The 25,318-nt window shown below is 55.3% G+C and carries 21 protein-coding genes and 1 tRNA gene; 11 read left to right on the top strand and 11 right to left on the bottom strand.

The features are described 5' to 3' along the window. Positions 1-10 precede the first annotated feature (10 nt). The 6 genes from ACR0NZ_RS02905 to ACR0NZ_RS02880 all read left to right on the top strand — a co-directional run bounded on the left by ACR0NZ_RS02905 (position 11) and on the right by ACR0NZ_RS02880 (position 5,371). Complete coding sequence (locus tag ACR0NZ_RS02905; RefSeq protein WP_480516820.1) at positions 11-907, top strand: DMT family transporter; 897 nt, start codon at positions 11-13, stop codon at positions 905-907. 47 nt (positions 908-954) lie between these two features. Continuing rightward, positions 955-1,827, top strand: a complete 873-nt coding sequence (locus ACR0NZ_RS02900) for an ATPase (RefSeq protein WP_480516818.1) — start codon at positions 955-957, stop codon at positions 1,825-1,827. Between the two features lie 36 nt (positions 1,828-1,863). Then, positions 1,864-2,781, top strand: coding sequence for a homoserine O-acetyltransferase MetA (metA, locus tag ACR0NZ_RS02895; protein ID WP_480516816.1), 918 nt, complete (start codon positions 1,864-1,866; stop codon positions 2,779-2,781). Continuing rightward, positions 2,771-3,724 (top strand): alpha/beta fold hydrolase, encoded by a 954-nt coding sequence (locus ACR0NZ_RS02890; RefSeq protein ID WP_480516814.1) that lies wholly within the window; start codon positions 2,771-2,773, stop codon positions 3,722-3,724. The genes metA and ACR0NZ_RS02890 overlap by 11 nt, the downstream gene beginning before the upstream one ends. A gap of 49 nt (positions 3,725-3,773) precedes the next feature. Further along, complete coding sequence (gene ppk2, locus ACR0NZ_RS02885) at positions 3,774-4,643, top strand: polyphosphate kinase 2 (protein WP_480516812.1); 870 nt, start codon at positions 3,774-3,776, stop codon at positions 4,641-4,643. A gap of 113 nt (positions 4,644-4,756) precedes the next feature. Continuing rightward, complete coding sequence (locus ACR0NZ_RS02880; RefSeq protein ID WP_480476721.1) at positions 4,757-5,371, top strand: TetR/AcrR family transcriptional regulator; 615 nt, start codon at positions 4,757-4,759, stop codon at positions 5,369-5,371. Positions 5,372-5,377: 6 nt separating this feature from the next. On the opposite strand, the gene ACR0NZ_RS02875 is transcribed toward ACR0NZ_RS02880, so the two are convergent. From ACR0NZ_RS02875 to pyrH, 11 genes are all read right to left on the bottom strand, one after another. Beyond that, positions 5,378-6,436 (bottom strand): adenylate/guanylate cyclase domain-containing protein, encoded by a 1,059-nt coding sequence (locus tag ACR0NZ_RS02875; protein ID WP_480472441.1) that lies wholly within the window; start codon positions 6,434-6,436, stop codon positions 5,378-5,380. Next, complete coding sequence (locus ACR0NZ_RS02870; RefSeq protein ID WP_480493317.1) at positions 6,433-6,801, bottom strand: group I truncated hemoglobin; 369 nt, start codon at positions 6,799-6,801, stop codon at positions 6,433-6,435. The genes ACR0NZ_RS02875 and ACR0NZ_RS02870 overlap by 4 nt, the downstream gene beginning before the upstream one ends. Positions 6,802-7,033: 232 nt before the next feature. After that, a tRNA-Ser gene (locus ACR0NZ_RS02865) sits at positions 7,034-7,123 on the bottom strand. Between the two features lie 142 nt (positions 7,124-7,265). Then, positions 7,266-9,692, bottom strand: coding sequence for a DUF3772 domain-containing protein (locus tag ACR0NZ_RS02860; protein ID WP_480516810.1), 2,427 nt, complete (start codon positions 9,690-9,692; stop codon positions 7,266-7,268). Then, positions 9,692-10,726: a cysteine synthase A gene (locus ACR0NZ_RS02855; RefSeq protein WP_480516808.1), complete on the bottom strand. Its 1,035-nt coding sequence runs from the start codon at positions 10,724-10,726 to the stop codon at positions 9,692-9,694. The genes ACR0NZ_RS02860 and ACR0NZ_RS02855 overlap by 1 nt, the downstream gene beginning before the upstream one ends. Before the next feature lie 68 nt (positions 10,727-10,794). Continuing rightward, positions 10,795-11,901: an NUDIX domain-containing protein gene (locus ACR0NZ_RS02850; protein ID WP_480517732.1), complete on the bottom strand. Its 1,107-nt coding sequence runs from the start codon at positions 11,899-11,901 to the stop codon at positions 10,795-10,797. A gap of 36 nt (positions 11,902-11,937) precedes the next feature. Continuing rightward, the gene (locus ACR0NZ_RS02845; RefSeq protein ID WP_480516806.1) at positions 11,938-12,378 is read right to left on the bottom strand and encodes a TrgA family protein; all 441 of its coding nucleotides are present in this window, start codon (positions 12,376-12,378) and stop codon (positions 11,938-11,940) included. Positions 12,379-12,389: 11 nt separating this feature from the next. Then, on the bottom strand, positions 12,390-13,601 hold the full coding sequence (locus ACR0NZ_RS02840) for a class I SAM-dependent methyltransferase (RefSeq protein ID WP_480516804.1): 1,212 nt from the start codon (positions 13,599-13,601) through the stop codon (positions 12,390-12,392). Positions 13,602-13,670: 69 nt separating this feature from the next. Next, on the bottom strand, positions 13,671-15,095 hold the full coding sequence (locus ACR0NZ_RS02835; protein ID WP_480516802.1) for a cryptochrome/photolyase family protein: 1,425 nt from the start codon (positions 15,093-15,095) through the stop codon (positions 13,671-13,673). Between the two features lie 48 nt (positions 15,096-15,143). Further along, positions 15,144-16,370: an aminotransferase class V-fold PLP-dependent enzyme gene (locus tag ACR0NZ_RS02830; protein WP_480516800.1), complete on the bottom strand. Its 1,227-nt coding sequence runs from the start codon at positions 16,368-16,370 to the stop codon at positions 15,144-15,146. A 263-nt stretch (positions 16,371-16,633) separates the two neighbouring features. Continuing rightward, entirely contained in the window at positions 16,634-17,386 is a 753-nt protein-coding gene (gene pyrH / locus ACR0NZ_RS02825) for a UMP kinase (protein WP_209504110.1), read from the bottom strand. Positions 17,387-17,483: 97 nt separating this feature from the next. Here pyrH and miaA point away from each other — a divergent pair, with 97 nt between their 5' ends. From miaA to ACR0NZ_RS02800, 5 genes are all read left to right on the top strand, one after another. After that, a complete protein-coding gene (gene miaA, locus ACR0NZ_RS02820; RefSeq protein ID WP_480516798.1) occupies positions 17,484-18,377 on the top strand; it encodes a tRNA (adenosine(37)-N6)-dimethylallyltransferase MiaA in 894 nt (297 codons plus the stop codon). A 352-nt stretch (positions 18,378-18,729) separates the two neighbouring features. Then, positions 18,730-20,400 carry an ABC transporter substrate-binding protein gene (locus tag ACR0NZ_RS02815; protein WP_480472425.1) on the top strand — a complete coding sequence of 557 codons (1,671 nt, stop codon included), beginning with the start codon at positions 18,730-18,732 and terminating at the stop codon, positions 20,398-20,400. A gap of 123 nt (positions 20,401-20,523) precedes the next feature. After that, complete coding sequence (locus ACR0NZ_RS02810; protein ID WP_480472422.1) at positions 20,524-21,570, top strand: ABC transporter permease; 1,047 nt, start codon at positions 20,524-20,526, stop codon at positions 21,568-21,570. Positions 21,571-21,583: 13 nt separating this feature from the next. After that, positions 21,584-23,047 carry an ABC transporter permease gene (locus ACR0NZ_RS02805; protein ID WP_480472420.1) on the top strand — a complete coding sequence of 488 codons (1,464 nt, stop codon included), beginning with the start codon at positions 21,584-21,586 and terminating at the stop codon, positions 23,045-23,047. 92 nt (positions 23,048-23,139) lie between these two features. Beyond that, the gene (locus tag ACR0NZ_RS02800; RefSeq protein WP_480472418.1) at positions 23,140-25,227 is read left to right on the top strand and encodes a dipeptide ABC transporter ATP-binding protein; all 2,088 of its coding nucleotides are present in this window, start codon (positions 23,140-23,142) and stop codon (positions 25,225-25,227) included. Positions 25,228-25,318: the final 91 nt, after the last annotated feature.

Genomic DNA, 25,318 nt, shown 5'->3' with positions numbered 1-25,318 from the left:
CAGTGCCCGCATGAACGAACAAAAACACCTCTCTCTCCGCGCCTGGGCCGAGCTTTTGCTCCTTGGACTGATCTGGGGCGCCTCCTTTGTTTCCATCCGGGTCGCTCTGGACACGCTTCCCGTGATGACCTCGGTTTTGCATCGCACATTCTGGGCCATGCTGGTTTTGTGGCTGGTAACTTGGATCAGGCGGATCAAGGTGCCGCGCGCGCCCCGTATCTGGGGCACTTTTCTGGTCATGGGGCTGTTGAACAACGTCATCCCCTTCAGCCTGATGGCTTGGGGGCAGCTTTACATTGACACGGGTCTGACGGCGATCCTGAACGCGGCGACTGCGATCTTCGGCGTTTTGATAGCAGCACTGTTTTTTCGCGACGAGCGATTGACAAAAACCCGGCTACTGGGTGTCTGCCTGGGCTTTCTTGGTGTCTCAATCGCGATTGGAGTGCTGAACTTCTTGAGTTTCAGCCTGCAAAGCACCGCTCAGCTTGCAGTGTTGGCCGGAACAGTTTCCTACGCATGTGCCGCGGCTTGGGCGAGGCAGACTTTATCGCACCTTCCCCCGGTGATTGCCGCCGCCGGTATGCTGACGGCTTCGACAGTGCTGGTATCGCCAATAACACTAGCAGTTGATGGAGTACCCAGCTTGGCGTTACCCGCAATAACCTGGGTGGCCATCGGGTACTATGCGATTGTCGCAACGGCCGGCGCATATCTGCTTTACTACCGGGTTTTGGCAATGGCCGGCAGTGGCAATCTGATGCTGGTCACACTTGTCATACCTCCGGTCGCTATTGTTCTGGGTGCATTACTGCGCGAAGAGTCCCTGCCCCCAAATGCCTTTCTGGGCTTTGCCGTTCTGGCGATTGGCCTTTTGGTTCTCAATCGTTCGTCCCGGCCCAATTGACGCCGTGCGCTGCCCGATTTAGCTAGGGCAAAAAAGGACAGCGCAAAATGATCTACACCTCAGCCAATGACTGGCGCACGGCAAGCCGAAAGAAAGTGCTGTTCTTTGGCATGTCGGGGTTGGGCAAGACCTACGTATCCAACATCCTCAGAGATTCTGGGAACTGGTTCCACTACTCGATCGATTACCGGATTGGCACGCGCTATATGGGCGAGTACATCACCGACAATGCCAAGGCCGAGGCCATGAAAGTTCCGTTCTTGCGTGAACTGCTGTTGTCGGATTCGATCTATATCGGTTCGAATATTTCATTCGCCAACCTGACACCTGTTGCCGCTTATCTGGGCAAGCCGGGAAACCCCGATCTGGGCGGCTTGGACATGCCGGAGTACCGCCGCAGGCAGGAACAGTTTCGCTTGGCCGAAATTCATGCGCTGCTGGACACCGAATACTTCATCGACCGCGCCGAGCGTCTGTACAAATATCCTCACTTTATCTGCGATACGGGCGGATCCATCTGCGAGTGGGTAGATCCCGAAGACCCAAGGGATCAGGTTTTGTCCGAACTCGCGCGGCACACCCTCATGATCTGGCTGAAGGGTGACGAGGGTCACACAGCCGACCTTGTGCGCCGTTTCGACAAGGCCCCAAAACCCATGTCCTATCAGGCTGATTTCCTGACACGTTCCTGGACCGAGTATCTGGATCAACACGGCTGTGCAGAGGCCGAGGTCAACCCCGATGATTTTGTCCGCTGGACCTATGCGCAAGCCCTGGCCCATCGTCAGCCCCGATACGAGGCGATGGCAAAGAACTGGGGCGTGACGATTGATGCCAACGACATCGGCAAGATCCGCGATGCGGCCGATTTCGATGAGTTGATCGAACGCACCCTTGAGGCCAGACGCAATAACGCCTAACTACCAGTTTTCCCTAATCTCTTCGAAGTCAGACACATGCCCATCAAAATTCCCTCTGATCTGCCCGCCTTTGACGTCCTGAACAAAGAGGGCGTTATGGTCATGTCCGAGGATCAGGCAATGCGTCAGGATATTCGCCCCCTGCGCATCGGGCTGCTAAATCTGATGCCGAAGAAGATCCAGACGGAAAACCAGTTTGCGCGCCTGATCGGTGCAACCCCGTTGCAGATCGAACTGTCATTGATCCGTATGACGGAACATCAGACAAAAACTACTGCCGCCGAGCATATGTCCGAGTTCTATCAGCCTTTTCAGGAGGTCAAGGACCAGAAATTTGACGGCCTGATCATTACTGGCGCGCCGATCGAGCATCTGGAATTCGGTGATGTCACCTATTGGGATGAAATCAGCGAAATCTTCGACTGGACCCAAACCAACGTTCATTCAACCTTTGGTGTTTGCTGGGGAGGGATGGCGATGATCAACCATTTTCATGGTGTTCGAAAGCACATGCTGGATGCCAAGGCCTTTGGCTGTTTCCGCCACCGCAATCTGAACCCTGCATCACCTTTTTTACGTGGGTTCTCTGACGATTGCGTTATCCCGGTCAGCCGCTGGACGGAAATGAAACAAGATGAGATCGACGCCGCGCAGGGTTTGACGACCCTGCTGGGCAGCGATGATGTGGGCCCTTGTCTGGTCGAAGATCCCAGCCACCGCGCGCTGTATATCTTCAATCATTTTGAGTATGACAGCGACACGCTGAAACAGGAGTATGACCGCGACGTCGCCAATAACACGCCCATCAACGTGCCGATCAACTATTATCCGGATGATGACCCATCCAAGACACCTCAAAACCGTTGGCGCAGTCACGCGCATCTTCTTTACGGAAACTGGATAAACGAAATCTATCAGACGACGCCTTTTGATATGAGCAAAATTGGCCACTAAAACCTTGATATCCTTTAGCCTCATCATTCTGGGCCTTGTCGCTGTGACTGCGTGGCGCAGCGCCCGGAATGAAGCACATGCAGAAGCGGCTTTCCCACCCGAAGGCCAGATTCTTGATGTCGACGGAATCGCGGTTCATGCGGTTGTCATAGGGAATGGGCCGGATGTTGTCCTTCTTCACGGCTCAAGCGGCAACACCCGCGACATGACCTTTGCGCTGGCACCTATTCTGGCGGAAAACTACCGCGTCATCGTTTTTGACCGGCCCGGCCTGGGGTTTTCAGAAAGTTTCAACCCAGACGGTGAAACGATCACGGAACAAGCGGATATCCTGCAAAAAGCTGCTGCCCAGCTTGGGGCGGACAAGCCTGTCGTGGCGGGCCAAAGCTATGGTGGTTCAGTGGCGCTTGCATGGGCGGTCACCAGGACCGACGACCTCTCAGCACTTGTTCTGATCGCACCCGCCGCCATTCCGTGGGAAACGCCGCTGGATGGGTTTAACCAATTAGCGTCTACCACGCTCGGCAATACGCTCGCCCTGCCTCTGATTTCTTCCTTTGTGCCCGATTGGTACGTAACGCGGGCATTGGACAGTGTATTTGCGCCCCAATCGGCCCCCGCTGGATATGCTGAACATTTTGGGCCCGGCCTGACCATCCGGCGCAGTTCCATGCATGCAAATGCCAAGCAACGGGCCAACCTATTGGATGAGATAACCCAATTGCAGCCGCGATACGGTGAGATTTCAGTGCCAACCGAAATCGTTCACGGCACCGCCGACGACACTGTCGGCCTTGAATGGCATTCGCAACGTCTGATCCAGCAAATCCCGCAGGCCGAACTGGTCGCGTTACCGGGGATCGGTCACATGCCGCAGGTTGTCGCAGCGCCCGAGGTTGCTGCCGCAATTGATCGTGCAGTGCAGCGTGCAGGTTTGCGTTAATCCAAGCTCTAATCCATAGTCGGATATGGGTTTTATCGCGAGGTGACATATGGCTCGGACCGAAAAAGGTTCTATCGAGAAGTATTTTCAGGATAGCGCGCCCAAAGCTGTGCGGGATGAGATCGAGAATTCGAAGAAAGGCGATATCCTGAACCCGACCTACCCATATAGCGAGAAGATGAAACCCAAGGACTATGATGAGCAGATGGAACTGCTCCAGATCGAGCTGGTCAAAATGCAGTCTTGGGTCAAGGACACGGCGCAACGGATCGCCATCATCTTCGAAGGCCGCGATGCTGCCGGTAAGGGCGGAACGATCAAACGGTTTCGCGAAAACCTGAACCCGCGCGGAGCGCGCAATGTGGCGCTCAGCAAACCCTCGGAAACTGAACGCAGTCAATGGTACTTTCAGCGCTACATCCCGCACCTGCCTGCAGCCGGCGAGATCGTGTTCTTTGACCGCAGCTGGTACAATCGCGGCGTGGTCGAAAACGTCTTTGGTTTCTGCACCCGGGAAGAGCGCGAGCGGTTCTTTCGTCAGGTTCTGCCGCTTGAAACGGGTCTGGTCAATGATGGCATCAAACTCTTCAAGTTCTGGCTCAATGTCGGGCGCGCTGAGCAACTGAACCGTTTTCTGGCCCGTGAAACCGACCCGTTAAAGCAATGGAAACTCAGCCCGATTGACGTGGCAGGGTTGGACAAGTGGGACGAATACACACAGTCGATTTCGGAAACTCTTACCCGGTCACACTCAGACATATCTCCTTGGACAATAGTCCGGTCCGACGACAAGAAACGCGCCCGTCTTGCAGCAATTCAATCGGTCCTGCACACGCTGGACTATGATGAGAAGGACGCAAAAAGCATTGGTAACATTGATCCCCTGATCTGCGGTGGTCCGGATGTCTGGGAAGCGTAGGTTGCGTTTTCGCCCTGCCCGGCCAAGGCTTTCAAGGGCAAGTGTTGGACGACCGGGTGTATTTGATCTATCCCCTTGTCTTCCAATACCTAATCGAAGAACCTGAGGCCGGGATGTCGAAACGCGGTTATCATCACGGAAACCTAAAGCAAGCTCTGATCGAGGCAGCCTTGTCCCTGATCGAAGAAAAGGGGCCGACAGGTTTTACGTTATCTGAAGCCGCCAAAACCGCTGGCGTAACACCAGCCGCAGTCTATCGCCATTTTGAAGGGCGCGAAGACCTTATCGCCGAAGCCGCACGGCAGGGATTCGAGATGTTCGCGGACCTGATGCAATACGCTTATGACACAGGCCAACCCTCTGCCCTATCCGCCTTCGAAGCAACCGGGCGGGCCTATCTGGCTTTTGCCCGGAAGAACCCCGGCCACTACATCGCCATGTTTGAAAGCGGAATTTCGTTGAATCGCACCCCAGAATTATCCATGGCCGCCAATCGGGCCAAATCGGTTCTCGAGAAAGCAGCCGCTGACTTGTCGCAACATATTCCACCAGAAAAGCGCCCGCCCGCGTCGATGTTCAGCGCGCACATCTGGGCGATGAGCCATGGCGTGGTCGAATTATACGCGCGCAATACCGGGGCGACGTCTCCCTTCCCCCCGGAAGACCTGCTGGAAAGCGGCATTGGTATCTATCTGCGAGGGCTGGGTCTGATCCCTCAGGACGACTGACACCTTTCAAAAAGTTCGACTGCTTTGCGGTAAGCTCAGCCCGGACGTTACGTTGATAAGATTCATCTCGCCCATTCCCTTTATGTCGACACGTCCCAGGTCCGAGACCTGAAACTCGTCAATCAGGGCGTATTTCATCTCTTCCGGCGCAACGATTTTCATAGGATTGGCGAATATTTGCAGTCGGGACGCGATATTTACCGCCGGACCGAAAACGTCGTAGACGTATTTTTGAATGCCCACGACAGACCCGACTGCGGCCCCCATGCCCAAACCGATCCGGGCCTGCCATTTGTGCGGATGGCTTTCGTTACGGCGTTCGAGATAACGCAGGAAACGTACCGCGCAATGAGCCACTGCAGTCGCGTGATCGGGTGTCGGGTCAGGCATGCCTGAGACCGCAAGATATGCGTCACCTATTGTTTTGATCCTTTCACACCCGAATTGTTCAACGATCCTGTCAAACGCCGTGAAAATGTCGTTCAACTCACTCAGGGTCACTGTCGGGTCGGTCTTGGCCGCGAAATCGGTGAAACCCACAAAGTCCAGCATGACCACAGACACCTGCTTGTAGAGCTGCGGAGTGACAACACCGAATGTCTTGAATTCTTCATAAACCGCCCGTGGCATCAAGTTCAAAAGCAGGCGTTCAACCCGTTCTTTCTCGCGTTCCAGTTCTCGTGTGTTGCGTTCGACCATGGTGGAATAGCTGTCGATCATGCTTTCCAGCTCGCGAATGCGCGTGATGTTCTGGCACTCGACAATCAGAACCTGCTCGGACAATCCGCTTGCCAACGAAACTGCGACCGCAAAGATCAAGGTCCGCCGCTTTGGTTTGATCTGCAACTCAACCGAATATCTCAGGCCCGATTGCTTGACGTCTTCCAGTTCTTTGGGATCAAGGGCAGGCAGAATGTCCGTAAGAGTACTGCCGTTCTCGGGGGTTCCAAACCACTCTGCGAAAGGTCCGTTATGAAACACGAACTGAAGATCCGAGGCGCGCACCACGGCAATGCCGACACCGATGGCGCGTAACAGCTGTTCGTTTATCGCATGAATGCTCATGCCGCGTTTCGGGCGACGATAATTGAACGCTTCCCTTCAATTGCAGCCAGCGCGGTTTTGATATCCTGATCGGACATACCATGCACGCTCAGCGCTTCGCCAAACAGCTCAGCCATCACATCAAATTCGTCGTGTGAAATACCCAGATGCCTGTGAACGGCTTCGATCCTGTCATCACTGAATGACGCCGGTCCGCCAATCAGGGACGATACGAATTTCGTCTGATGATCAATCAGCCGAGGCATGTCGATATCTTCAAAATAATGGCCTATATCATCCGAATCCAACGCCATTTCATAGAAGGTCATCACGACACGGCTGATCGTTTTGAAGCCACCGTATTTGTCATAAAGCGTTTGTGTCACACGAAAACCCAAGCGATACAGAACAAAAACACTATAACTCTATATCAAATTGATATTTTTGTTAATGTTTATAGTGTTTTTTATTTTCCGGCTTAACGGGTGTTCTTTTAAGGGAAAGCAATAGCGACCAGGGTATACGATCCTGGGCTTTCGGAAATCTGGCGTGGTTCACGAAACTGCGTTGCACAGCCAAGACGCCGGGGCAGACATAGTTCTCTGTTAGAAGGAGTAATGGCGGAGAGACAGGGATTCGAACCCTGGAGACGGTTCCCCGCCTACACACTTTCCAGGCGTGCGCCTTCGACCACTCGGCCACCTCTCCGTGCCGGCGATGTTTGGACCAATGTCATGGAATTTGCAAGGCCCCAATTCGGTGAAATCACGGGAAAGATCAATTAAATCCGGTCGCCTTTCCGGTGTGCCAAACCACCGGAAAGGCTACTCTTCAGCTTTCGGACAGGTCGTCAGATTTCATCGCCAGCGTCGGGGTCCAGATCAGATTCGGTCAGTTCAACTGGCTCTCTTGTCGTCAACTCATCTGCCTTCTGTTTGGACGCAGAACCAGCAGCTTTCACCTTGTTTGAGGTCTGCAAAGCTTCGGGATTACGCAACCAGATATCACGCTGTGCAAACGGCACCTCGATGCCTGCTTCAAGGAAGCGTCGGTTGATTTCGTGGTTCATGTCGGATTTGACGGACAGAACCCAGTTCACATCCCGCAGGATCGCCCTGATTTCAAAATCCAATGCATCCGCTCCAAACCCCTGAAACACCACACTGGGCGCCGGGTTGGCCAAAACCATCGGGTGGTTGTTCGCAACCTCACTCAGGATGGTCTCGACCAGACGCGTATCAGTGCCATATGCGACGCCGACCGGAACAATCACCCTGCCGATTGTATTGCCACGCGTATAGTTGGTGACAACACCGCTGATCAGGTCCGAGTTGGGAATGATCACATCCGATCTGTCGAACGTCTCGATACGGGTCGAGCGGACGGAAATGTCACGTACGTAGCCCATCATCCCGTTCACATCAATCCAGTCACCCTTGGAGATTGGCCGTTCGACCAGAAGGATGATGCCGGACACAAAGTTGGACACAATCGTTTGCAGGCCAAAGCCAATACCGACGGACAGTGCACCAGCAACAATTGCCAGCGACGACAGGTCGAACCCCGCGACCATAATCGCTGCCAACGCAGCCAGAAAGATCCCGATATACCCCGAGCCAGCGACAATCGCATTCTGCCCGCCCGGATCGATGCTGGTTTTGGGCAACAGCGAGTTGCGCAACCCGCTTTGCAACAACCGTGTCAGCGTATATCCGATTGCGAATACAGCGATAAATGTCAGGAAATTGCTGGGCGAGATCATGACACCGCCGATGTCAAAGCCAAGCAGCAGACGTGACCACACCTCAAGCAGGTCCGTTTCACGCGCACCCCAGTATATCGCCAGAACAGGCAGCGCGACGATGGCCAGTGCAAAGCCCACCAAGACTGAAAAAAGAGAGTCGCGCGCAGCGTCGCCCTGCCCTGTGATCCATCCGTATATCTGACTGACGAACCGTTGAAAAATTGCCAATGCGGCAATCAGAACCAGCGTTTTTACCGCCGGAAACACGATCGCTTCGGCCGCATTGGTATACCCGGCGATTGCCAGAACGGGTGTTGCAATCCCCAGCAGGAACATGGCCTTGCGCAGGAATTCCAATAACTGGCTGAATCCGGCGGCCCGGGTAGACGCCGTCTGGTCCAGCAGGCGGTCGTTCGTTCGGGTCTGCCGCACGCGGAGCAAAAGCAATGCCGTTCCGACGATCACGGGAAAGCTAATAACCGCACGGGTCGCATCCGAGACGTTTTCGATCTGCTGAAACAGAAGCGCCAGTTCGTGCAGGATCAACATCAAAGCCAACAGATCAATGTATATCCGCAATTCGGTAATCCGAGCAGCAGACAGGCGCTTGAATCCTTGTGAAGCGCCAATCACGTAAATCTGTCGGCCAATCCAGTCGTAGAAGAAGGCAATTGCCGCCCAGTAGGGGATTTTTTCCAGCAACAAACTGCCTCGCAGACCCGGAATACCCGAAAGACTGATCGCGGCGATGGCGGCAACGACACCGATCCATGGCAACAGAATCCGCAACAGAGAAATGATGAAGGACCAAACACCAGTGCCCGCTCCGCCCAGCAACCTCAGATAGTCGCCGCCCCGCTCGGACCAACGTTTGCCGAAGATCAGTAAAACCGCGGCCAGGATCACCAGAAACAGGATTCCCAAGCCACGATCACGGATACGTTCTTTCACTACGTCCGAACGCAGGTTGGTAATTGTTTCATTTGTCAGGCTCTGAAGCGCCTCTTTTACGTCTTGCCATGCAGGTCCCCAATATACGGGGTTGATCGGTGACGGCCCGCGCTCAAAGAATTGTTTTGTCTGCCGCGTCCGGATGATCCGATCGATTTCACTGATCAATCCGTTTGCACGGGTATACGCTTCTTCGGAAATGATGCGCGGAACGCGCAAACTGTTGAGCTGATCATTAAGATGAGTTCGCAATTTAGCGATGTCTTCAGGTTCGGTCGCGTCCCCTTCCGGTTTCGGACCAAGCGCCTTGATCTGGCTTTCCAGCGTTGTGATACGGTCTGTGTTGGCGCTGCGTGCCTTGTTAAAGTCCTCTCGGTAACCGTTTATTTCAGAACGTAAATTCTCAAACGCAGCGTTTGACGCACGGTTCGCTTCAATCACGGACTCGGCACGGTCAGCCGTTTTTATCCAGCCCCGGTAATACTCACTTTGCCTGTCGGTCAGCTGCGCGACAGCACCGCCTGCGAGCCCGACAAGACACAGGAATACCAGTGTCAGAAACAGGCGAACCTGCCCAGGCATCACACGTCCTCGAAAACGCCGGGAATGCTGCGCGGTGCTTCAGTCATCCAATCCGGCACCGGCAATTCTTTCTCGCGCAGGAAATCCGGGTTGAACAGCTTGGACTGATACCGCGTGCCATAGTCGCAAAGGACAGTCACAATCGTGTGGCCCGGCCCCATTTCCTTGGCCAGACGCACGGCGCCCGCCATGTTGATCGCGGTTGACCCGCCCATAACCAGCCCCTCTTCACGGAGCAGGTCAAAGATATAGGGCAACGCCTCGGTGTCAGTGATCTGATAGGAATGATCCGGCGTGAACCCTTCCAGGTTCTTTGTTATCCGCACCTGTCCGATACCTTCGGCAATCGATCCGCCCTCCATCGCGATTTCACCGGTGGTGTAGTAAGAGTAGAGACCCGCACCCATAGGATCGGCCAGACCGATTTTCACACCCTTGGGCTGTAACGCTTCGGCAACCCCGGCCAACGTACCGCCCGACCCGACAGCACAGATAAACCCGTCGACCTTACCTTCTGTTTGTTCCCAGATTTCGGGTCCTGTGGTTTCAACATGGGCCTGACGGTTCGCCACGTTGTCAAACTGGTTGGCCCAGATCGCCCCATTAGGTTCCGTCTGCGCCAATTCCTCGGCCAAACGGCGGGAATAATGCACGAAATTATTGGGGTTGCGATAAGGTGCGGCTGGAACTTGAACCAGTTGTGCACCTGCCAGCCGCAGCATGTCTTTCTTTTCTTCCGACTGGGTCTCCGGGATCACGATCACGGTCTTGAACCCCATTGACGCACCCACCAGCGCCAGGCCAATACCGGTATTGCCTGCGGTGCCTTCCACAATGGTGCCGCCGGGCTTCAAATCGCCCCGCGCAATGGCATCACGGATAATATAGAGTGCAGCACGGTCCTTGACGGATTGACCGGGGTTCATGAATTCGGCTTTTCCGAGAATTTCGCAACCAGTTTTTTCACTGATGCGGCGCAGCCGGATCAACGGTGTTTTTCCTACTGCGTCAGCAAGATCTCGTGCAATGCGCATGACGGCCCCTTGTCGTTTTGTACCATCGAAGATTTACAGCCGCACCGCCGCGACCACAAGCAGGATAGTCACCCGCGCAATCTGTCCCGATGGCGGGCCAGCCAATAAGCCAGAGACACCAATTGTAGATCCTTGAAAACATGACGATCCGTCAAGTCTATGAATTCATCGAACGGCAAGATTTGACTACGGATGTCTTCACCTTCTGTGTCCAGGCCGCCAGTGATTGTGGTGTGTGTCAACTCACCCAGGCCAACATAAAGATACATGAACCCGGTGGAAGATCCGCTCGAGGTATAGGCCCCGCCGGCATATTCCAGCCTATCAAAACGAATACCCGCCTCCTCCATCGCCTCGCGATGCGCGGCCTGTTCGGGTGTCTCGCCCGGATCAATCATCCCGGCCACCGCTTCCCAAAGCCAGGGTTCCGGATCGTTGTTCAGGAAAACCGGCGGTCTGAACTGTTCCACGATCAAAACGGTATCACGGACCGGATCATAGGGCAGAACGCCGACCGCACTGCCCTGCAACAAGCTTCCACGGCGCAGCACCGGACCCATGCTGCCGTCATGCCGCCGGTGTTGCAGATCGATTTCCTCCATCCCGAAATAATCGAGATACACCCGGTCATGGCGATGCACGATCACGTCTTTTGCAATGTCCCGCGGATCACCGGTTCGCCGCTGCCCGGCCATAATCTTCGACCAGGCACGCGTTTGCGTGGCGCGAATACTGCGGGCCATGACCCGGGGGGCGACCTTCCCGAAATAGGCCATCTCTTCCTCAGCTGCGAGCGTTGTGAGTTCGCCCAATCTGTCCGCCCAGTTCTGAAGCGACCACAAATCACCCGGTCTCCATGCATCGGGTGCCGGAAAAAAGACCTGCGCTTCGGCCTCGGTCCCGTCTTCTAATTCGACTTTCAAAGGCTTCAGATCATAGTCGAAAGACCCTTCGTAATAATCCAGCCTGGCCAGATCCTCAGGCGACAAGTCCTGCACGAGCAACCCTTCGGCACTGGCGCCTTCCGTTTCCAGGATCATCGGGAAATCCTGCCCCTGAACAGAATGGACAGCATGTCTTCGAAGTCGGGCGGGCCGTGCTTTGCTTTCGCTCAGAGGATGACCAAGAACGCGTTCCAACAACGGCAAGTGCCGCAGCGTTCCATAAAAAAACAAATCAGACAAATTCGATCTCTCTTGTAAGGAAACGGATCAGCGCCACGAACGGTTGGCCTGTTCTGTGGCCAGCCCCGAGACAACGGCACCAATCAGGAATGCAATCAGGATTTCCGGATAAATCAGCAGCTTACCGTACTCAATCCCGATTTTGAAAATGGCCAGTATGGCCTCGAACGGGCCACCGTAACGATTGCGCATGGCAAGCCGGAACATTTCATAACAGCCCTGCACGAACAGCGCCCAGAAAATCATCGAGGCGACACCAGTCAGCCCATTGTTGATCGCAGCAGTCCAACCGCGCCCGGCCCGCTTACCCATGATGCCCCACCCGCAAACCGCACCAAGGGCCATGTTGACCACGGTAAAGTACCCATAATCCTTACCTTCTTCACCGTTTTCGATGATCATGCCAGAGACAATGAAGGCCAGCACGATGAGGCAAACGGCGGCTACGAGACGCGAGGCAGTGGGCATATAACGGTCCGTCAGTTAACTTGCTTTGCTACGGTGATCTGTGTCACATCGCAATTGCGCGTGTCAAAGGCTGCGCCACACGCCGTCAAATAATAATTCCACATGCGGCGAAAACGCTCATCAAACCCCAGATCTGCGATCTGTTCCCATTTTGCGTTGAACGTTTCATACCATCTCCGCAGTGTCAGATCGTAACTTTTGCCGAATTCTTTCGACTTCACCACATTTAGACCGGCCTGATTGATCTGCTGCCGCAGGATCGAAGGTGATGGGAGCATTCCGCCCGGAAAGATGTATTTCTGAATGAAATCTACACCGTTCTTGTAGTAATCCCAGCGGTGGTCACCCACCGTTATGATTTGCAAGGTCGCTTGTGCCCCCGGCTTCAGTCTCTCACGAACGGTTTCAAAATAAACCGGCCAGTATTTTTGGCCCACCGCCTCGAACATCTCGATTGAGGCGATGCCATCATATTGTCCACGCTCGTCGCGATAGTCCTGCAACTTGAACGTCACTTGATCCGAAAGTCCTGCTTTTTCAATACGCTCTTTCGCATATTTAAATTGTTCCTCACTGATCGTAAGGCCGGTTACATGCAGGCCCCGTTCTTTCGCGGCATATTCGGCAAAACCGCCCCATCCGCATCCGATTTCCAGAATGTGGTCGCCGGGTTTGGCCCCCATCTCATCGACAAGGCTTGCGTATTTGGCAGTTTGCGCCTTCTCCAGACTTTCTTGCCCGGTCTCAAAAATGGCACTGGAATAGGTCATCGTGTCATCCAGCCACAAACCGTAGAAGTCGTTACCTAGATCATAGTGGTACGAGATATTCTTCTTCGCCTGCGTCCTGTTATTACGGTGAAGCCAGAACCGTAGCCGTTCATAGGCCTGAACAAGAAATTTCCCAGTAAATCCGTCATAGACGGTCTCAGACCCCAAATGGACCAGATCCATGAATGAGCGGAGGTCTGGCGTGCTCCAATGTCCCTCAAGGTAGGCATCAGAAAAACCCAGTTCGCCTTCGCGGATCAGGCGGGCAAAAACATCTCCGTTGTGAATGTCGATCTGGGCGACGGGCCCTGCCTTGGGCCCCTCAGCGCGAAAAGTGCGGCCATCGGGCAATGTAATGTCCAACCGCCCCGACTCCATTCGGGTCAGCATCTTGAAGACCTGGGCGAAATACCTGGGCAGATCCGACTGCCCCTCTGTCGTCGTCAGCACCATCCGCTCTCCCCTCTGCGGTACAGTTATCAGGCTAGGGCGCGATTTTGTTTCTGGCAAGTTTTCAGTTCCTTAGTGGGATTTTCGGCTTTCATACGCACGCAAGGCGCGGTTTCGACCGTCTGCCAGTTTCACGACAGGTTCGGGATAATCCGCCTGCGGACACAGGTTCCATGACCGGGGAACCGCAGCAAAATAAGAAAGCGCAATGTCACTGGGTTTCGTCTGGCCTTCGGCGATCCAGCGCCGCAGGTAAGACCCCTGCGGATCAAACTTTTCCGCCTGCGTTTGAGGGTTGAATATGCGAAAGAAAGGTGCCGCGTCGGGGCCTGACCCAGCAACCCACTGCCAGCCCATGGCGTTACAGGCCGGGTCCCAGTCAATCAGGCAATCCTCGAACCAACTCATCCCGATTTTCCAGTGTGTCATCAGATGTTTGGTCAGGTAGCTGGCAACAATCATCCGGGCCCGATTATGCATACGGCCTGTCACATACATCTGTCGCAGGCCAGCATCGACGACAGGAATTCCGGTTCGGGTCTGCCTCCAGGCGGCAACTTCAGGATGGTGCGGATCGACGTTCCAGGGGAAATCATCCCATTCCGCTTTCCAGTTTTCGGTCAGCAGATGCGGTGAGTGATACATCAGGTGATAGGCAAACTCACGCCAGACCATCTGCCGCAGAAATGCCTCAGTGCCGGGGGTTCCCATCATCGCAGCCTGTTGAACCCTGTGCCAGACTGTACGTGGCCCGATCTCGCCCAATGAAAGGTATTCTGACAGGTTTGATGTTCCTTCCAAATCCAATCGGTCACGGTCAGTGGAATAACGGGGGATATGGTCGAGAAAGTGCTCAAGGCGATCGCGGGCGGCCTGCTCGCCGGGTTGGACATGGGGACGCACGATTGCAGCACCCCGATTCATGTCCGCACCCATCTGCCAGGTGCTTAGTCTGTCACTGGAAGGCCAGGTAGCTGGCGCTGCCAAGCGTGACACCAACGCATCCGGCGCGGGCACGTCCCGCCGCTGAATCGCGCGCCACATAGGGGTGTAGACACGAAACGGCTGGCCCTGTTTTGTTGCTACCGTCCAGGGCTCAAAAAGCAAATGACCGGAAAAAGACTTTGCGCATACCCCCAGTTCGGTCAGAGCCGTTTTGATCTGTGTATCGCGTCTGATCGACGCCGGATCATAGGCCCGCGACCAATAGACAGCCTTTGCGCCCGTCTCTTTAACAAGTGTCTGCAAATGCTCAAGCGCATCGCCACGCCGCAGGATCAGGCGGCTACCCAGCCTCGTCAGAGCGTCGCTAAAGACCCCCAGACCCAGCCCCAACCGCCATTTCGGGGCCGCGCCAAGGTGTCGCACAAGAGGGTCATGAACAAAAACTGGTATGATCGGACGACCGCTTGCGACAGCTGCAGTCAACGCCGGATGGTCCGACAGGCGCAGATCCCGTCGGAACCATAAGATGATCGGAGAATGCTCGTTTTCCATATTCGCCCAGTTGGTTTCTTCATTCTACGAATCCCGGCGGAAAGTGGATTACAAAACGCGTTCAAGCGCCTCCAAAAGCTGATCAACCTCCTGCTGCGAGGTATAATGCGTAAAGCTGACCCGCAAAACGCCCTCTGCCGGATCTACTCCCATCGCTTTCAAGGGGCGCACAGCATAAAAGTCGCCGCCACCGGCCATAACGCCGTATTGCGCCAGTTCCGCCGCAACAGGTTCAGCCGGGCGGTTCAACGACAGCGCAACGGTCGGCGCGCGCCGGGTGGCGTCTGATGTGCCGATCAGACGCACCGCATTGCGATCCTTTACCGCGTCCAGAACCGGTTGCAGTAAGGACACCTCATGCGCGCGCATCAGATCATGGGCAAATGCACCCTGCTCTGCCGCGCCCATGTCAGGCCCGCCGTGATGAGCACACAGAAGCTCGACGTAATCGGCCATACCTGCACTTGCCGCAATCTGGGCATGATCCGGGCCTGCCGGGGTAAAGCGTTTATACAGAACATCGGCGTTGAAATAATGCGCCTGGTTGGGCAACAACTCTCCTAATGTTCGGCGAATGACCATGCAGCCTTGATGAGGGCCGTACGTTTTATAGGCCGAAAACAGATAGATATCCGGCCCTAGATCGCCAACATTCGGAAACCCGTGCGGGGCATAAGATACGCCGTCCACGCAGACAAATGCGCCTGCCGCGTGGGCAATCGCAGTGATCTCGGTGACCGGGTTAATTTCTCCCACGACATTGGAACAATGCGGAAAGCAGACCAGACGCACTTTTTCGTCCAACATATTTTCCAGATCCTGCGGGTTCAGTGATCCGGTCTCCGGATCGATCTGCCATTCCCGCACCTCAATCCCTGCCTCGGCCAGACGGCGCCAAGGGCCAGAATTTGCCTCGTGATCCTGATTGGTCACGACAATCGCCTCGCCGGGTTTCATCCACTGCCGGAATGCCTGCGCCAAAACATAGGTGTTTTGAGTTGTCGATGGGCCAAAGCTCAGCTCATCGGTTTCAACACCCAGTATGGCGGCCATGCGCGTGCGTGCCTCATCCATCTCTGCGCCTGCAAGACGGCTGGCCTCGTACGGGGCGTAGGGCTGAACCTTTCGCTGTGTATAGAACCGAGTCAGACGGTCGATCACCGGCTTGCAGGTATAAGACCCGCCCGCGTTCTCAAAAAACGCCTGTCCTTTCAGGCTGGGTTCGGAAAAAGCCGGAAACTGTGCCCGAACGAAATTGATATCCAGAGAGCTCATGCCTCATTGCTCCTTAGTTGTGCTGTCATATCAACAAGATGCCCGCTCATGTTTCCGGACATCTCAGAAATCATGGCAGGTCTTCCAGCCCAGCCTGTGCTTGCGTCATGGACTGACGAAACACCGGGCAGCCCTTCACCGCAGAAGGACACCGTTACTTAGACAGCGCCATCCGCGACCGTCAAGCTGAAGCAAAAGAAAAAGCCCCGGCGGGACTGCCAGGGCTGAGTTGCTCATACTCTGGGCCAAGTCTCGTTCGGGCCTCAACCCTGAACCTTGGTATACGTCCCCTCGCCTGCAAGAATACCACGGAAACCACCGGGCTCATCCAGACCGAAGACGATCAGAGGCAGGTTGTTGTCACGCGCCAGCGCGATGGCCGACGCATCCATGACCCGCAAGCGCTTGGCCAGAACGTCGTCATAGGTGACCGTGTCATAGCGCACCGCGTCGGCATGTTGCTTGGGATCCTTGTCGTAAACGCCGTCGACACCGTTCTTGCCCATGAAAATCGCCTCGCATGCCATTTCATTGGCGCGCAATGTCGCCGCGGTGTCGGTGGTGAAATACGGGTTACCGGTTCCGGCAGCAAAGATGCACACCCTTTTCTTTTCAAGGTGCCGCACGGCACGACGGCGAATATACGGCTCGCACACCTCATCCATCCGAATGGCCGAGATAACCCGCGTGAACACCCCAATCTCTTCCAGGGCTGACTGCATACCCAGTGCGTTCATCACCGTGGCCAACATCCCCATATAGTCTGCTGTGGTCCGCTCCATACCCTGAGCAGACCCACTCAGGCCCCGGAAAATGTTTCCGCCACCGATAACCATGCAGATCTCAACACCCAGATCGTGAACCGATTTCACCTCTTGCGCGATGCGCTGAACGGTTGGAGGGTGCAGGCCAAAGCCCTGATCTCCCATCAATGCCTCTCCTGAAATTTTCAACATGACACGTTTGTATGTGGTTTTCGGGGTTTCGGCAGTTTCAGAAGACGGGGAAAGGCTCATGTTGCGCTCCGGGCTGGCACGGGGTTAATTTCCGGCGCAAAATGAAGCAAAAGCTCCGCAGGTTCAATGCGGTTGGTGAGGATTGAGGCAACCGCATATGACCCGGCGATCAACAGACGCGATATTTCGGCAATTGCCCCCTATTCCCGATGACAAGCCTGTCCTGATTGCAGGGCCCACAGCATCCGGGAAATCAGCGCTGGCACTGGAGATCGCCGAACGCCATGGCGGGGTCATCGTCAATGCCGATGCAAGTCAGGTTTATGATTGTTGGCGCGTGATTTCGGCCCGACCATCTGCCGAAGAAGAAGAACGCGCACCGCATCTGCTCTATGGTCACATCGCCTATGATCAGGATTATTCAGCCGGTCACTGGCTGCGTGAAGTGGTGCCACTGCTGACCGGGAGCCAGCGGCCAATCATCGTCGGCGGCACAGGATTGTATTTCACGGCCCTGACCGAAGGCATGGCCGAGATCCCTGCTACCCCAGTGCAGGTGCGGGCCGAAGCAAACTTACTGACCCTTGCTGATCTTGTTGCCGGGGTTGACGAACAGACTCTGGCTGGTCTGGATATACAGAACCGCGCGCGCGTGCAGCGCGCTTGGGAAGTGCAGCGTGCCACGGGGCGCAGCCTGATGTCCTGGCAGGCCGATACTCCACCGCCAATCTTACGGCTGAAAGATGTGGTTCCAATCGTTTTCGACGTCGACAAAGCGTGGCTTCTGAACCGGATTGAACGCCGTTTTGACCAGATGCTGGAACTGGGCGCAATCGACGAAGTTCGCGCCATGCGGGATCGTTTCGACCCCGTTCTTCCCGCCTGCAAAGCCATTGGTGTGCCAGAGCTTATGGCCTATCTGGATGGAAAACTGACTTTGGATCAGGCCCGTGAAAGGGCCACAATCTCGACCAGGCAATTTGCCAAACGCCAACGCACGTGGTTCCGGGCCAGAATGAAAACATGGAATCACGTTGATTTCTCAAAGTGATATCTAGTGTTGTTCATTCCACAAGATTTGACAACCAAAGTAAACGGATCAACGGAAACGAATTAGTTTTTCGTCTGTTATCAGTGATTTGACACAGAATCTCCGCAAGGATTTCTCCTGACGAAGCGCCACATGACAAAATCCGCGCCAAAGTATCAACACTGCGGGAACGTCGCTTTTGTGCATTTTATGTCGATTCCGAACGTTGACGTTAAGTGAATTCTGGTGCCGAATAGCGGCATGGGGATGCACAGAGTCCAAAAACCGGAACCCTTCTTTCTTTCGACAGGACAAGCCCGTGTCGCTTAGAACAATAACAAATCAACAAAATCAATGTCACAGGGAGACATTTATGACCAATACGGCAATCACCACAGACAAGGTGCACTGGGCGGCCGAGATGCACGCGCAGGAATACCGTGACGGCAAGCTTAGCCGCCGGGAATTTCTGGCCCGCGCGACGGCGCTGGGTGTCGCGGTACCGGCAGCCTATGGATTGATCGGTCTGCAGTCGCCTGCGGCGGCGCAAGAGCCGCAGCGCGGCGGCACCATCCGCTATCAGATGGAAGTGCGTGCGCTCAAAGATCCGCGGACTTATGACTGGACGCAAATTGCTACTTTCACAGCTGGCTGGCTGGAGTACCTCGTCGAATACAACAACGATGGCTCGTTCAAGCCGATGCTGCTGGAAAGCTGGGAAGCTAACGCCGATGCCACCGAATACACATTGAACGTTCGCAAGGGCGTAAAGTGGAACAATGGCGACGATTTCACAGCCGAAGACGTGGCCCGCAACATCGCTGGATGGTGTGACGCTGGTCTGGAAGGCAACTCGATGGCATCGCGTATGGCGTCGCTTATCGACGAAAGCACTCAGCAAGCTGCGGACGGTGCGATCACCGTTGTCGACTCCCATACTGTAAAACTGAAGTGCAACGCGCCTGACATCACGATCATCCCGGGCATGGCGGACTATCCCGCTCCTATCGTTCATAGCAGCTTTGATGCAAACGACATGCTTTCAAACCCGGTCGGCACAGGCTTCATGCTGCCCGACAGCCACGAAGTTGGCGTCAAAGGCGTGCTGGTGCGCAACGAAGGATTCGAATGGTGGGGTTATGAGGCCGGCAAAGGCGGCTATATAGACCGCATCGAGTTCATCGACTACGGCACTGACCCGGCTGCATTCCTTGCGGCTTATGAGGCCGAAGAGATCGACATGAACTGGGAGTCTGTTGGCGAATTCGTCGACATCTTCGACGGCATTGGGCTTGTGCGCTCGGAAATCCCGTCGGGCTTCACCATCGTTATCCGGCCGAACCAGTTGGCGGAGGACGAAAACGGTAACAAAATCTACGGCGACAAGCGCGTTCGTCAGGCTTTAGCCATGGCGGTGGACAACGAAGTGTGTCTGGAACTGGGTATGTCGGGTTATGGCATTCCGGCTGACAACTGCCACGTCGGGCCAATGCACCCTGAACATGACTCGGCCGTAACTCGCATTCCGTATGATCCTGCCGGCGCGAAAGCCCTGATGGACGAAGCGGGTATGGGTGACTTTGAGCATGAAGTGCAATCGATCGACGATGACTGGCGTCGTAACACCACAGCTGCGGTTGTAGCGCAACTGAACGACGCTGGCATCAAGGCCAAGCACACAGTTCTGCCGGGATCAACTTTCTGGAACGACTGGACGAAATACGCCTTCTCGTCGACGAACTGGAACCACCGCCCATTGGGCACCCAGGTTCTGGCGCTGGCCTACAAGTCAGGTGTTGCCTGGAATGAATCAGGTTTCGCCAATGCAGAGTTCGACGCCTTGTTGTCTGAAGCAAACTCGATCGCGGACGTAGATAAGCGTCGCGAAGTGATGGCCAAACTGCAGGCGATCATGATCGACGAAGGTGTCACGATCCAACCTTATTGGCGGACTGCGATGCGCCATCATCGCGACAATTTGGTGGGTGTTGAAAAGCATATCGCTGACCTGCCGCAGCTTTATAAGTTCGGCTTTACGTCCTGAGCCAAAACACAAAAGGCCGCGCCACCTCGGCGCGGCCTCTTCTTCCTGAATGCGGCGAACAAATAATAACAGCTAAGCGTGGCGTTCCATGAAACCCGCGCTAGCCGACCCACAGGGGCAAATATGGGACTTTTCATTCTAAGGCGCGTTGGCATCATGCTGTTGACGGCATTGTGTCTGACATTCCTGGTTTTCTTCTTAACCAACCTCTATCCGAACCTCGAAAAGCTGGCGAAAACGCAGGGCAACTTTCGGATGTCGGATGAGCAGGTTGAGAGCTACCTGAACAAAAATGGTTACCTCCAATCCACTCCGATAAAATACGGCGAATGGCTGGGTGTCCTGCCCTCATATCGGTACACGAATGAAGACGGAACCGTTCAGGGAAGATGCATTCTGCCGGGCAAAACCGCCGAGGAATCTCCGAATTTCTGCGGAATCCTGCAAGGGTATTGGGGCTATTCGACTGTCTTCAAGGAAGAGGTTTCGACCGTTGTTGGCAACAGATTGGCTCTGACTGGCCGTCTGATGCTCTGGGTCATGCTGCTGATGGTTCCGTCTGCGTTGATCCTTGGTGTTTTGGCAGGAATGAAAGAAGGATCTGCCACCGACAGGACGTTGTCGACCTTCGCCATCACAACGACGGCGACACCGGAATACGTCTCGGGCGTGATCTTTATCGCCATCTTCACCTCTTCTGCAGTTGGATTGAAGTGGTTCAAGGGTACGGCCACGCAAGCGATGGAGAACCCGACCTTTGAAAACTTCTTCCTGCCGGTCCTGACCATTGCGCTTTATGGGATGGGTTATATTGCCCGGATGACCCGCGCCTCGATGACTGAAGTGATGACCGCCCAATATATCCGGACGGCGCGTCTGAAAGGTGTGTCCTTCCCCAATATCGTCATGAAACATGCGCTGCGTAATGCGCTGATCGCACCGTTCACCGTCATCATGCTGCAATTCCCCTGGCTGCTGAATGGCGTGGTGATCGTCGAGACCCTGTTCAACTACAAGGGCTTCGGCTGGGCGCTGGTTCAGGCCGCGGGCAATAACGACATTCAGCTGTTACTGGCAATTTCGGTCGTGTCGGTCTTTGTGGTGCTGGTGACCCAGCTGATCTCTGATATCGGCTATGTCTACCTCAACCCGCGCATACGCATTTCTTAAGGAGGGTTAGATCATGGAACCACTTACCTGGACCGGCTCTATCGCCTTCCTGAACCCGCTTTTTGCACTTGGCCTTGCGCTGATGCTCTTGTCCATTGCCGTATGGATGCTGGCCAGCATCGTGCTGCCCGAAGACCAGATGACGGTGAACCCGGACGGTACGTTGAGCTCAAGCTCAGGCCTGCGGACACTGATACAATTGGCGCTGCGTTACAGTTTCCTGGCCAGTGTAGGAATCGCACTCGCCTATATTGTGCTAGGCGTTCTGATGGGCACCAGCGCCGGAATAATTGGCGCCATGTCCCAGCAGTTTTTGCCCGTATGGGTGTCTTTGATCATCCTTTATGCCATGTCGATCGCTTTCAAACGCAAGCTTGGCCTCTACGGCAAACTGTTTGACAGTCCAATCGGCATGATTGGCTTTGGCCTTGTGATGTTCTGGGTCTTCACCGGGATTTTCGGCGCGATGGATCTGATCGTTACACATGATCCGCTGTCGCAGGTCTCGGGCATGAAGAACAAAGTGCCAGGGACGCCACTGTCCAATCTGGAGGACGGTCAATACGCCTGGTATCTGCTGGGTGGCGACAACCTGGCCCGCGACGTGTTCAGCCGCATGGTCAAAGGGGCTTGGATTGTTGTTCAGATCGCCCCGCTTGCCACGATATTTGCCTTCATGGTTGGCATCACGCTGGGTCTGCCGGCAGGCTACTACGGTGGTCGGCTGGATACTTTGCTGTCCTTCCTTGCAAACCTGATCCTGGCCTTCCCAGTGATCCTGCTGTTCTATCTGCTGGTCACACCTGAGATCGTTGCGACCGGTGTGCCGAACTACATGGCGGCTGTCTTGTTCGTATTCCCTATCATATTCCTCGGCGTGCTGCTGAACTCACGCTACTATACCAGACCGAACTTCCGAACACCGCTGCTGATCGGAGTTTTGGGGGTTGCAGGTTGGTTCTACCTGTCTCTGATTTCGACCGGTGGCTACATCATCAATACCGACGCCTATCGTATCTGGGGTCTGCCGACCTATCTGGATCTTTTCGATATTCCAGGCGGTATTCTGGTGGTCTTTGTCTCGGTGGTCTTTGTGAATTCGCCCACCGTGTTCCGCATTGTGCGCGGACTGGCGATGGACATCAAAACCCGTGACTATGTGGCGGCAGCACAAACCCGTGGCGAGGGTCCGTGGTACATCATGCTGTGGGAAATCCTGCCCAACGCGCGTGGCCCGCTGATCGTCGATTTCTGCCTGCGCATTGGCTATACCACCATTCTTCTGGGAACCTTAGGTTTCTTTGGGCTGGGCCTGCCGCCCGAAAGCCCTGACTGGGGGTCGACGATCAACGAGGGGCGCAAGCTTTTGTCGATCTACCTGCACCCTGCTCTGCCGCCCGCGCTGGCCTTGTTGACGCTGGTTCTGGGTCTGAACCTGCTGGCCGACGGTTTGCGCGAAGAAAGTCTGAAAGACTGATGTGAAAGCGACCGGGGGCCAGCCCCCCGGACCCCCCGAGATATTTTTAGCCAGATGAATGGGATCCCCTCGATCTGGTGAGGAGATACAAGATGAGCAAGATGGCGGATTATGACGGCCCGATCCTTGAGATCGACAAGCTGTCGATTTCCTTCTTTACCCGCCTGCGGGAAATTCCGGCTGTGATGGATTTCTCAGTCAGCGTCCAACCCGGTGAAGCTGTTGGTCTGGTCGGTGAATCTGGTTGCGGTAAATCCACGGTGGCGCTGGGCGTCATGCAGGACCTTGGTAAAAACGGTCGCATCGTTGGCGGTACGATCAAGTTCAAGGGTCGTGATCTGGCGGAAATGAGTTCAGATGAATTGCGCGACATACGCGGCAATGAGATCGCGATGATCTATCAGGAGCCGATGGCCTCGCTGAACCCGGCGATGAAGATCGGCAAGCAGCTGATGGAAGTGCCCATGATTCACGAGGGCGTCAGCGCAGAAGAAGCGTATTCGCGCGCTCTGGAAGTTGTCACCGATGTGCGCCTGCCGGACCCAGAGCGAATGCTCAACTCGTTCCCGCACCAGCTGTCAGGCGGTCAGCAACAGCGGATCGTGATCGCGATGGCACTGATGTCAAAACCGGCGCTGCTGATCCTTGATGAGCCAACGACGGCACTTGACGTGACGGTTGAGGCTGCCGTGGTCGAACTGGTGAAGGATCTGGGTAAGAAATACGGCACTTCGATGCTGTTCATTTCGCACAACCTCGGTCTGGTTCTGGAAACCTGCGACCGGCTTTGCGTCATGTATTCAGGTGAGGCGGTCGAGCGCGGCTCGATCAAGGATGTGTTTGATGAGATGCAGCATCCTTATACGCAGGCCCTGTTCCGGTCGATCCCGCTGCCGGGGGCCGACAAGAATTCGCGCCCGCTGGTGGCTATACCGGGGAACTTTCCTCTACCCCATGAGCGGCCCCCTGGTTGTAATTTCGGCCCGCGCTGCGACTATTTCGAAGAGGGTCGCTGTGACGCCAAGGACATCCTGATGGAGGCAGTGCCCGGAAATGACCGGCACCATACCCGTTGCCTGAAATTCAAAGAGATCGACTGGAACGCACCGATCACGGTGGGTGAACAGAAAGAGAAAGGTGAGATCGGCAGGGTCGTTCTGAAGATGGACAACCTCAAGAAATACTATGAGGTTGCGGCAAACGCCCTGTTCGGCGGTGGCGAAAAGAAGGTTGTGAAAGCAAACGAAACGCTCAGTTTCGAGGCGCATGAATCCGAGACGTTGGCCATTGTGGGCGAATCCGGTTGCGGCAAATCCACGTTCGCCAAAGTTCTGATGGGTCTTGAGACGGCCACGGATGGGCAGATTCTGCTGGACAACCGCAATATCGAACAAGTGCCCATAGAAGAGCGTGACGCAAAGACCGTTGGTGAAGTTCAGATGGTGTTTCAGAACCCGTTCGACACGCTGAACCCGTCGATGACCGTTGGGCGCCAAATCATCCGGGCATTGGAAATCTTCGGTGTTGGCAATTCCGAGGCTGATCGCAAGAAGCGGATGCTGGAGCTGCTGGATCTGGTGAAACTTCCGCGCGCCTTTGCAGACAGGATGCCGCGTCAGCTGTCAGGTGGCCAGAAGCAACGCGTTGGTATCGCGCGCGCCTTTGCTGGTGATGCGCGCATCGTGGTGGCCGACGAGCCCGTATCAGCGCTGGACGTTTCCGTGCAAGCTGCGGTGACCGACCTGCTGATGGAAATTCAGCGCGTGCACAAAACCACGTTGCTGTTCATCAGCCATGACCTTTCCATCGTGCGATACCTCAGCGACCGGGTAATGGTGATGTATCTGGGCCACGTGGTCGAGCTGGGCACAACTGACCAGGTTTTTGCACCCCCCTACCACCCTTATACCGAAGCGCTGCTGAGTGCTGTTCCCATCGCCGATACATCGGTCGAAAAGCAGCACATCGTACTGGAGGGTGATATCCCTTCGGCCATGAACCCGCCACCGGGATGCCCGTTCCAGACACGGTGTCGCTGGAAGTCCGAAGTGCCTGACGGTCGCTGTGAGTCGCATGTACCGCCAGTGCAGACATTGGCCGAGGGTCATCAGGTAAAGTGCCACTTGTCCGAAGAGGTGCTGGCACGGATGCAACCCGTGATCAAAGTCGCGGCTGAATAGGTTTGCGGATCTTTACTGGAAAGGGCCGGTCGTTGACCGGCCCTTTCTGTGAGCGCCGCGTGTCACGAGGAGACCGGCGACGCTTGTGAGT

This window comes from Ruegeria sp. AE3, from assembly GCF_056542225.1.
The sequence above is the reverse complement of the archived record's forward strand: the minus strand, read 5'-3'. Positions and strand labels throughout refer to the sequence as shown.

Excerpts from the sequence above, each read along its gene's own strand:
- ACR0NZ_RS02905 (WP_480516820.1), top strand. The coding sequence starts at position 11 with ATGAACGAACAAAAACACCTCTCTCTCCGCGCCTGGGCCGAGCTTTTG.
- ACR0NZ_RS02900 (WP_480516818.1), top strand. The coding sequence starts at position 955 with ATGATCTACACCTCAGCCAATGACTGGCGCACGGCAAGCCGAAAGAAA.
- metA (WP_480516816.1), top strand. The coding sequence starts at position 1,864 with ATGCCCATCAAAATTCCCTCTGATCTGCCCGCCTTTGACGTCCTGAAC.
- ppk2 (WP_480516812.1), top strand. The coding sequence starts at position 3,774 with ATGGCTCGGACCGAAAAAGGTTCTATCGAGAAGTATTTTCAGGATAGC.
- ACR0NZ_RS02880 (WP_480476721.1), top strand. The coding sequence starts at position 4,757 with ATGTCGAAACGCGGTTATCATCACGGAAACCTAAAGCAAGCTCTGATC.
- ACR0NZ_RS02875 (WP_480472441.1), bottom strand. The coding sequence starts at position 6,436 with ATGAGCATTCATGCGATAAACGAACAGCTGTTACGCGCCATCGGTGTC.
- ACR0NZ_RS02860 (WP_480516810.1), bottom strand. The coding sequence starts at position 9,692 with ATGCCTGGGCAGGTTCGCCTGTTTCTGACACTGGTATTCCTGTGTCTT.
- ACR0NZ_RS02855 (WP_480516808.1), bottom strand. The coding sequence starts at position 10,726 with ATGCGCATTGCACGAGATCTTGCTGACGCAGTAGGAAAAACACCGTTG.
- ACR0NZ_RS02845 (WP_480516806.1), bottom strand. The coding sequence starts at position 12,378 with ATGCCCACTGCCTCGCGTCTCGTAGCCGCCGTTTGCCTCATCGTGCTG.
- ACR0NZ_RS02840 (WP_480516804.1), bottom strand. The coding sequence starts at position 13,601 with ATGGTGCTGACGACGACAGAGGGGCAGTCGGATCTGCCCAGGTATTTC.
- ACR0NZ_RS02835 (WP_480516802.1), bottom strand. The coding sequence starts at position 15,095 with ATGGAAAACGAGCATTCTCCGATCATCTTATGGTTCCGACGGGATCTG.
- ACR0NZ_RS02830 (WP_480516800.1), bottom strand. The coding sequence starts at position 16,370 with ATGAGCTCTCTGGATATCAATTTCGTTCGGGCACAGTTTCCGGCTTTT.
- pyrH (WP_209504110.1), bottom strand. The coding sequence starts at position 17,386 with ATGAGCCTTTCCCCGTCTTCTGAAACTGCCGAAACCCCGAAAACCACA.
- miaA (WP_480516798.1), top strand. The coding sequence starts at position 17,484 with ATGACCCGGCGATCAACAGACGCGATATTTCGGCAATTGCCCCCTATT.
- ACR0NZ_RS02815 (WP_480472425.1), top strand. The coding sequence starts at position 18,730 with ATGACCAATACGGCAATCACCACAGACAAGGTGCACTGGGCGGCCGAG.
- ACR0NZ_RS02810 (WP_480472422.1), top strand. The coding sequence starts at position 20,524 with ATGGGACTTTTCATTCTAAGGCGCGTTGGCATCATGCTGTTGACGGCA.
- ACR0NZ_RS02805 (WP_480472420.1), top strand. The coding sequence starts at position 21,584 with ATGGAACCACTTACCTGGACCGGCTCTATCGCCTTCCTGAACCCGCTT.
- ACR0NZ_RS02800 (WP_480472418.1), top strand. The coding sequence starts at position 23,140 with ATGAGCAAGATGGCGGATTATGACGGCCCGATCCTTGAGATCGACAAG.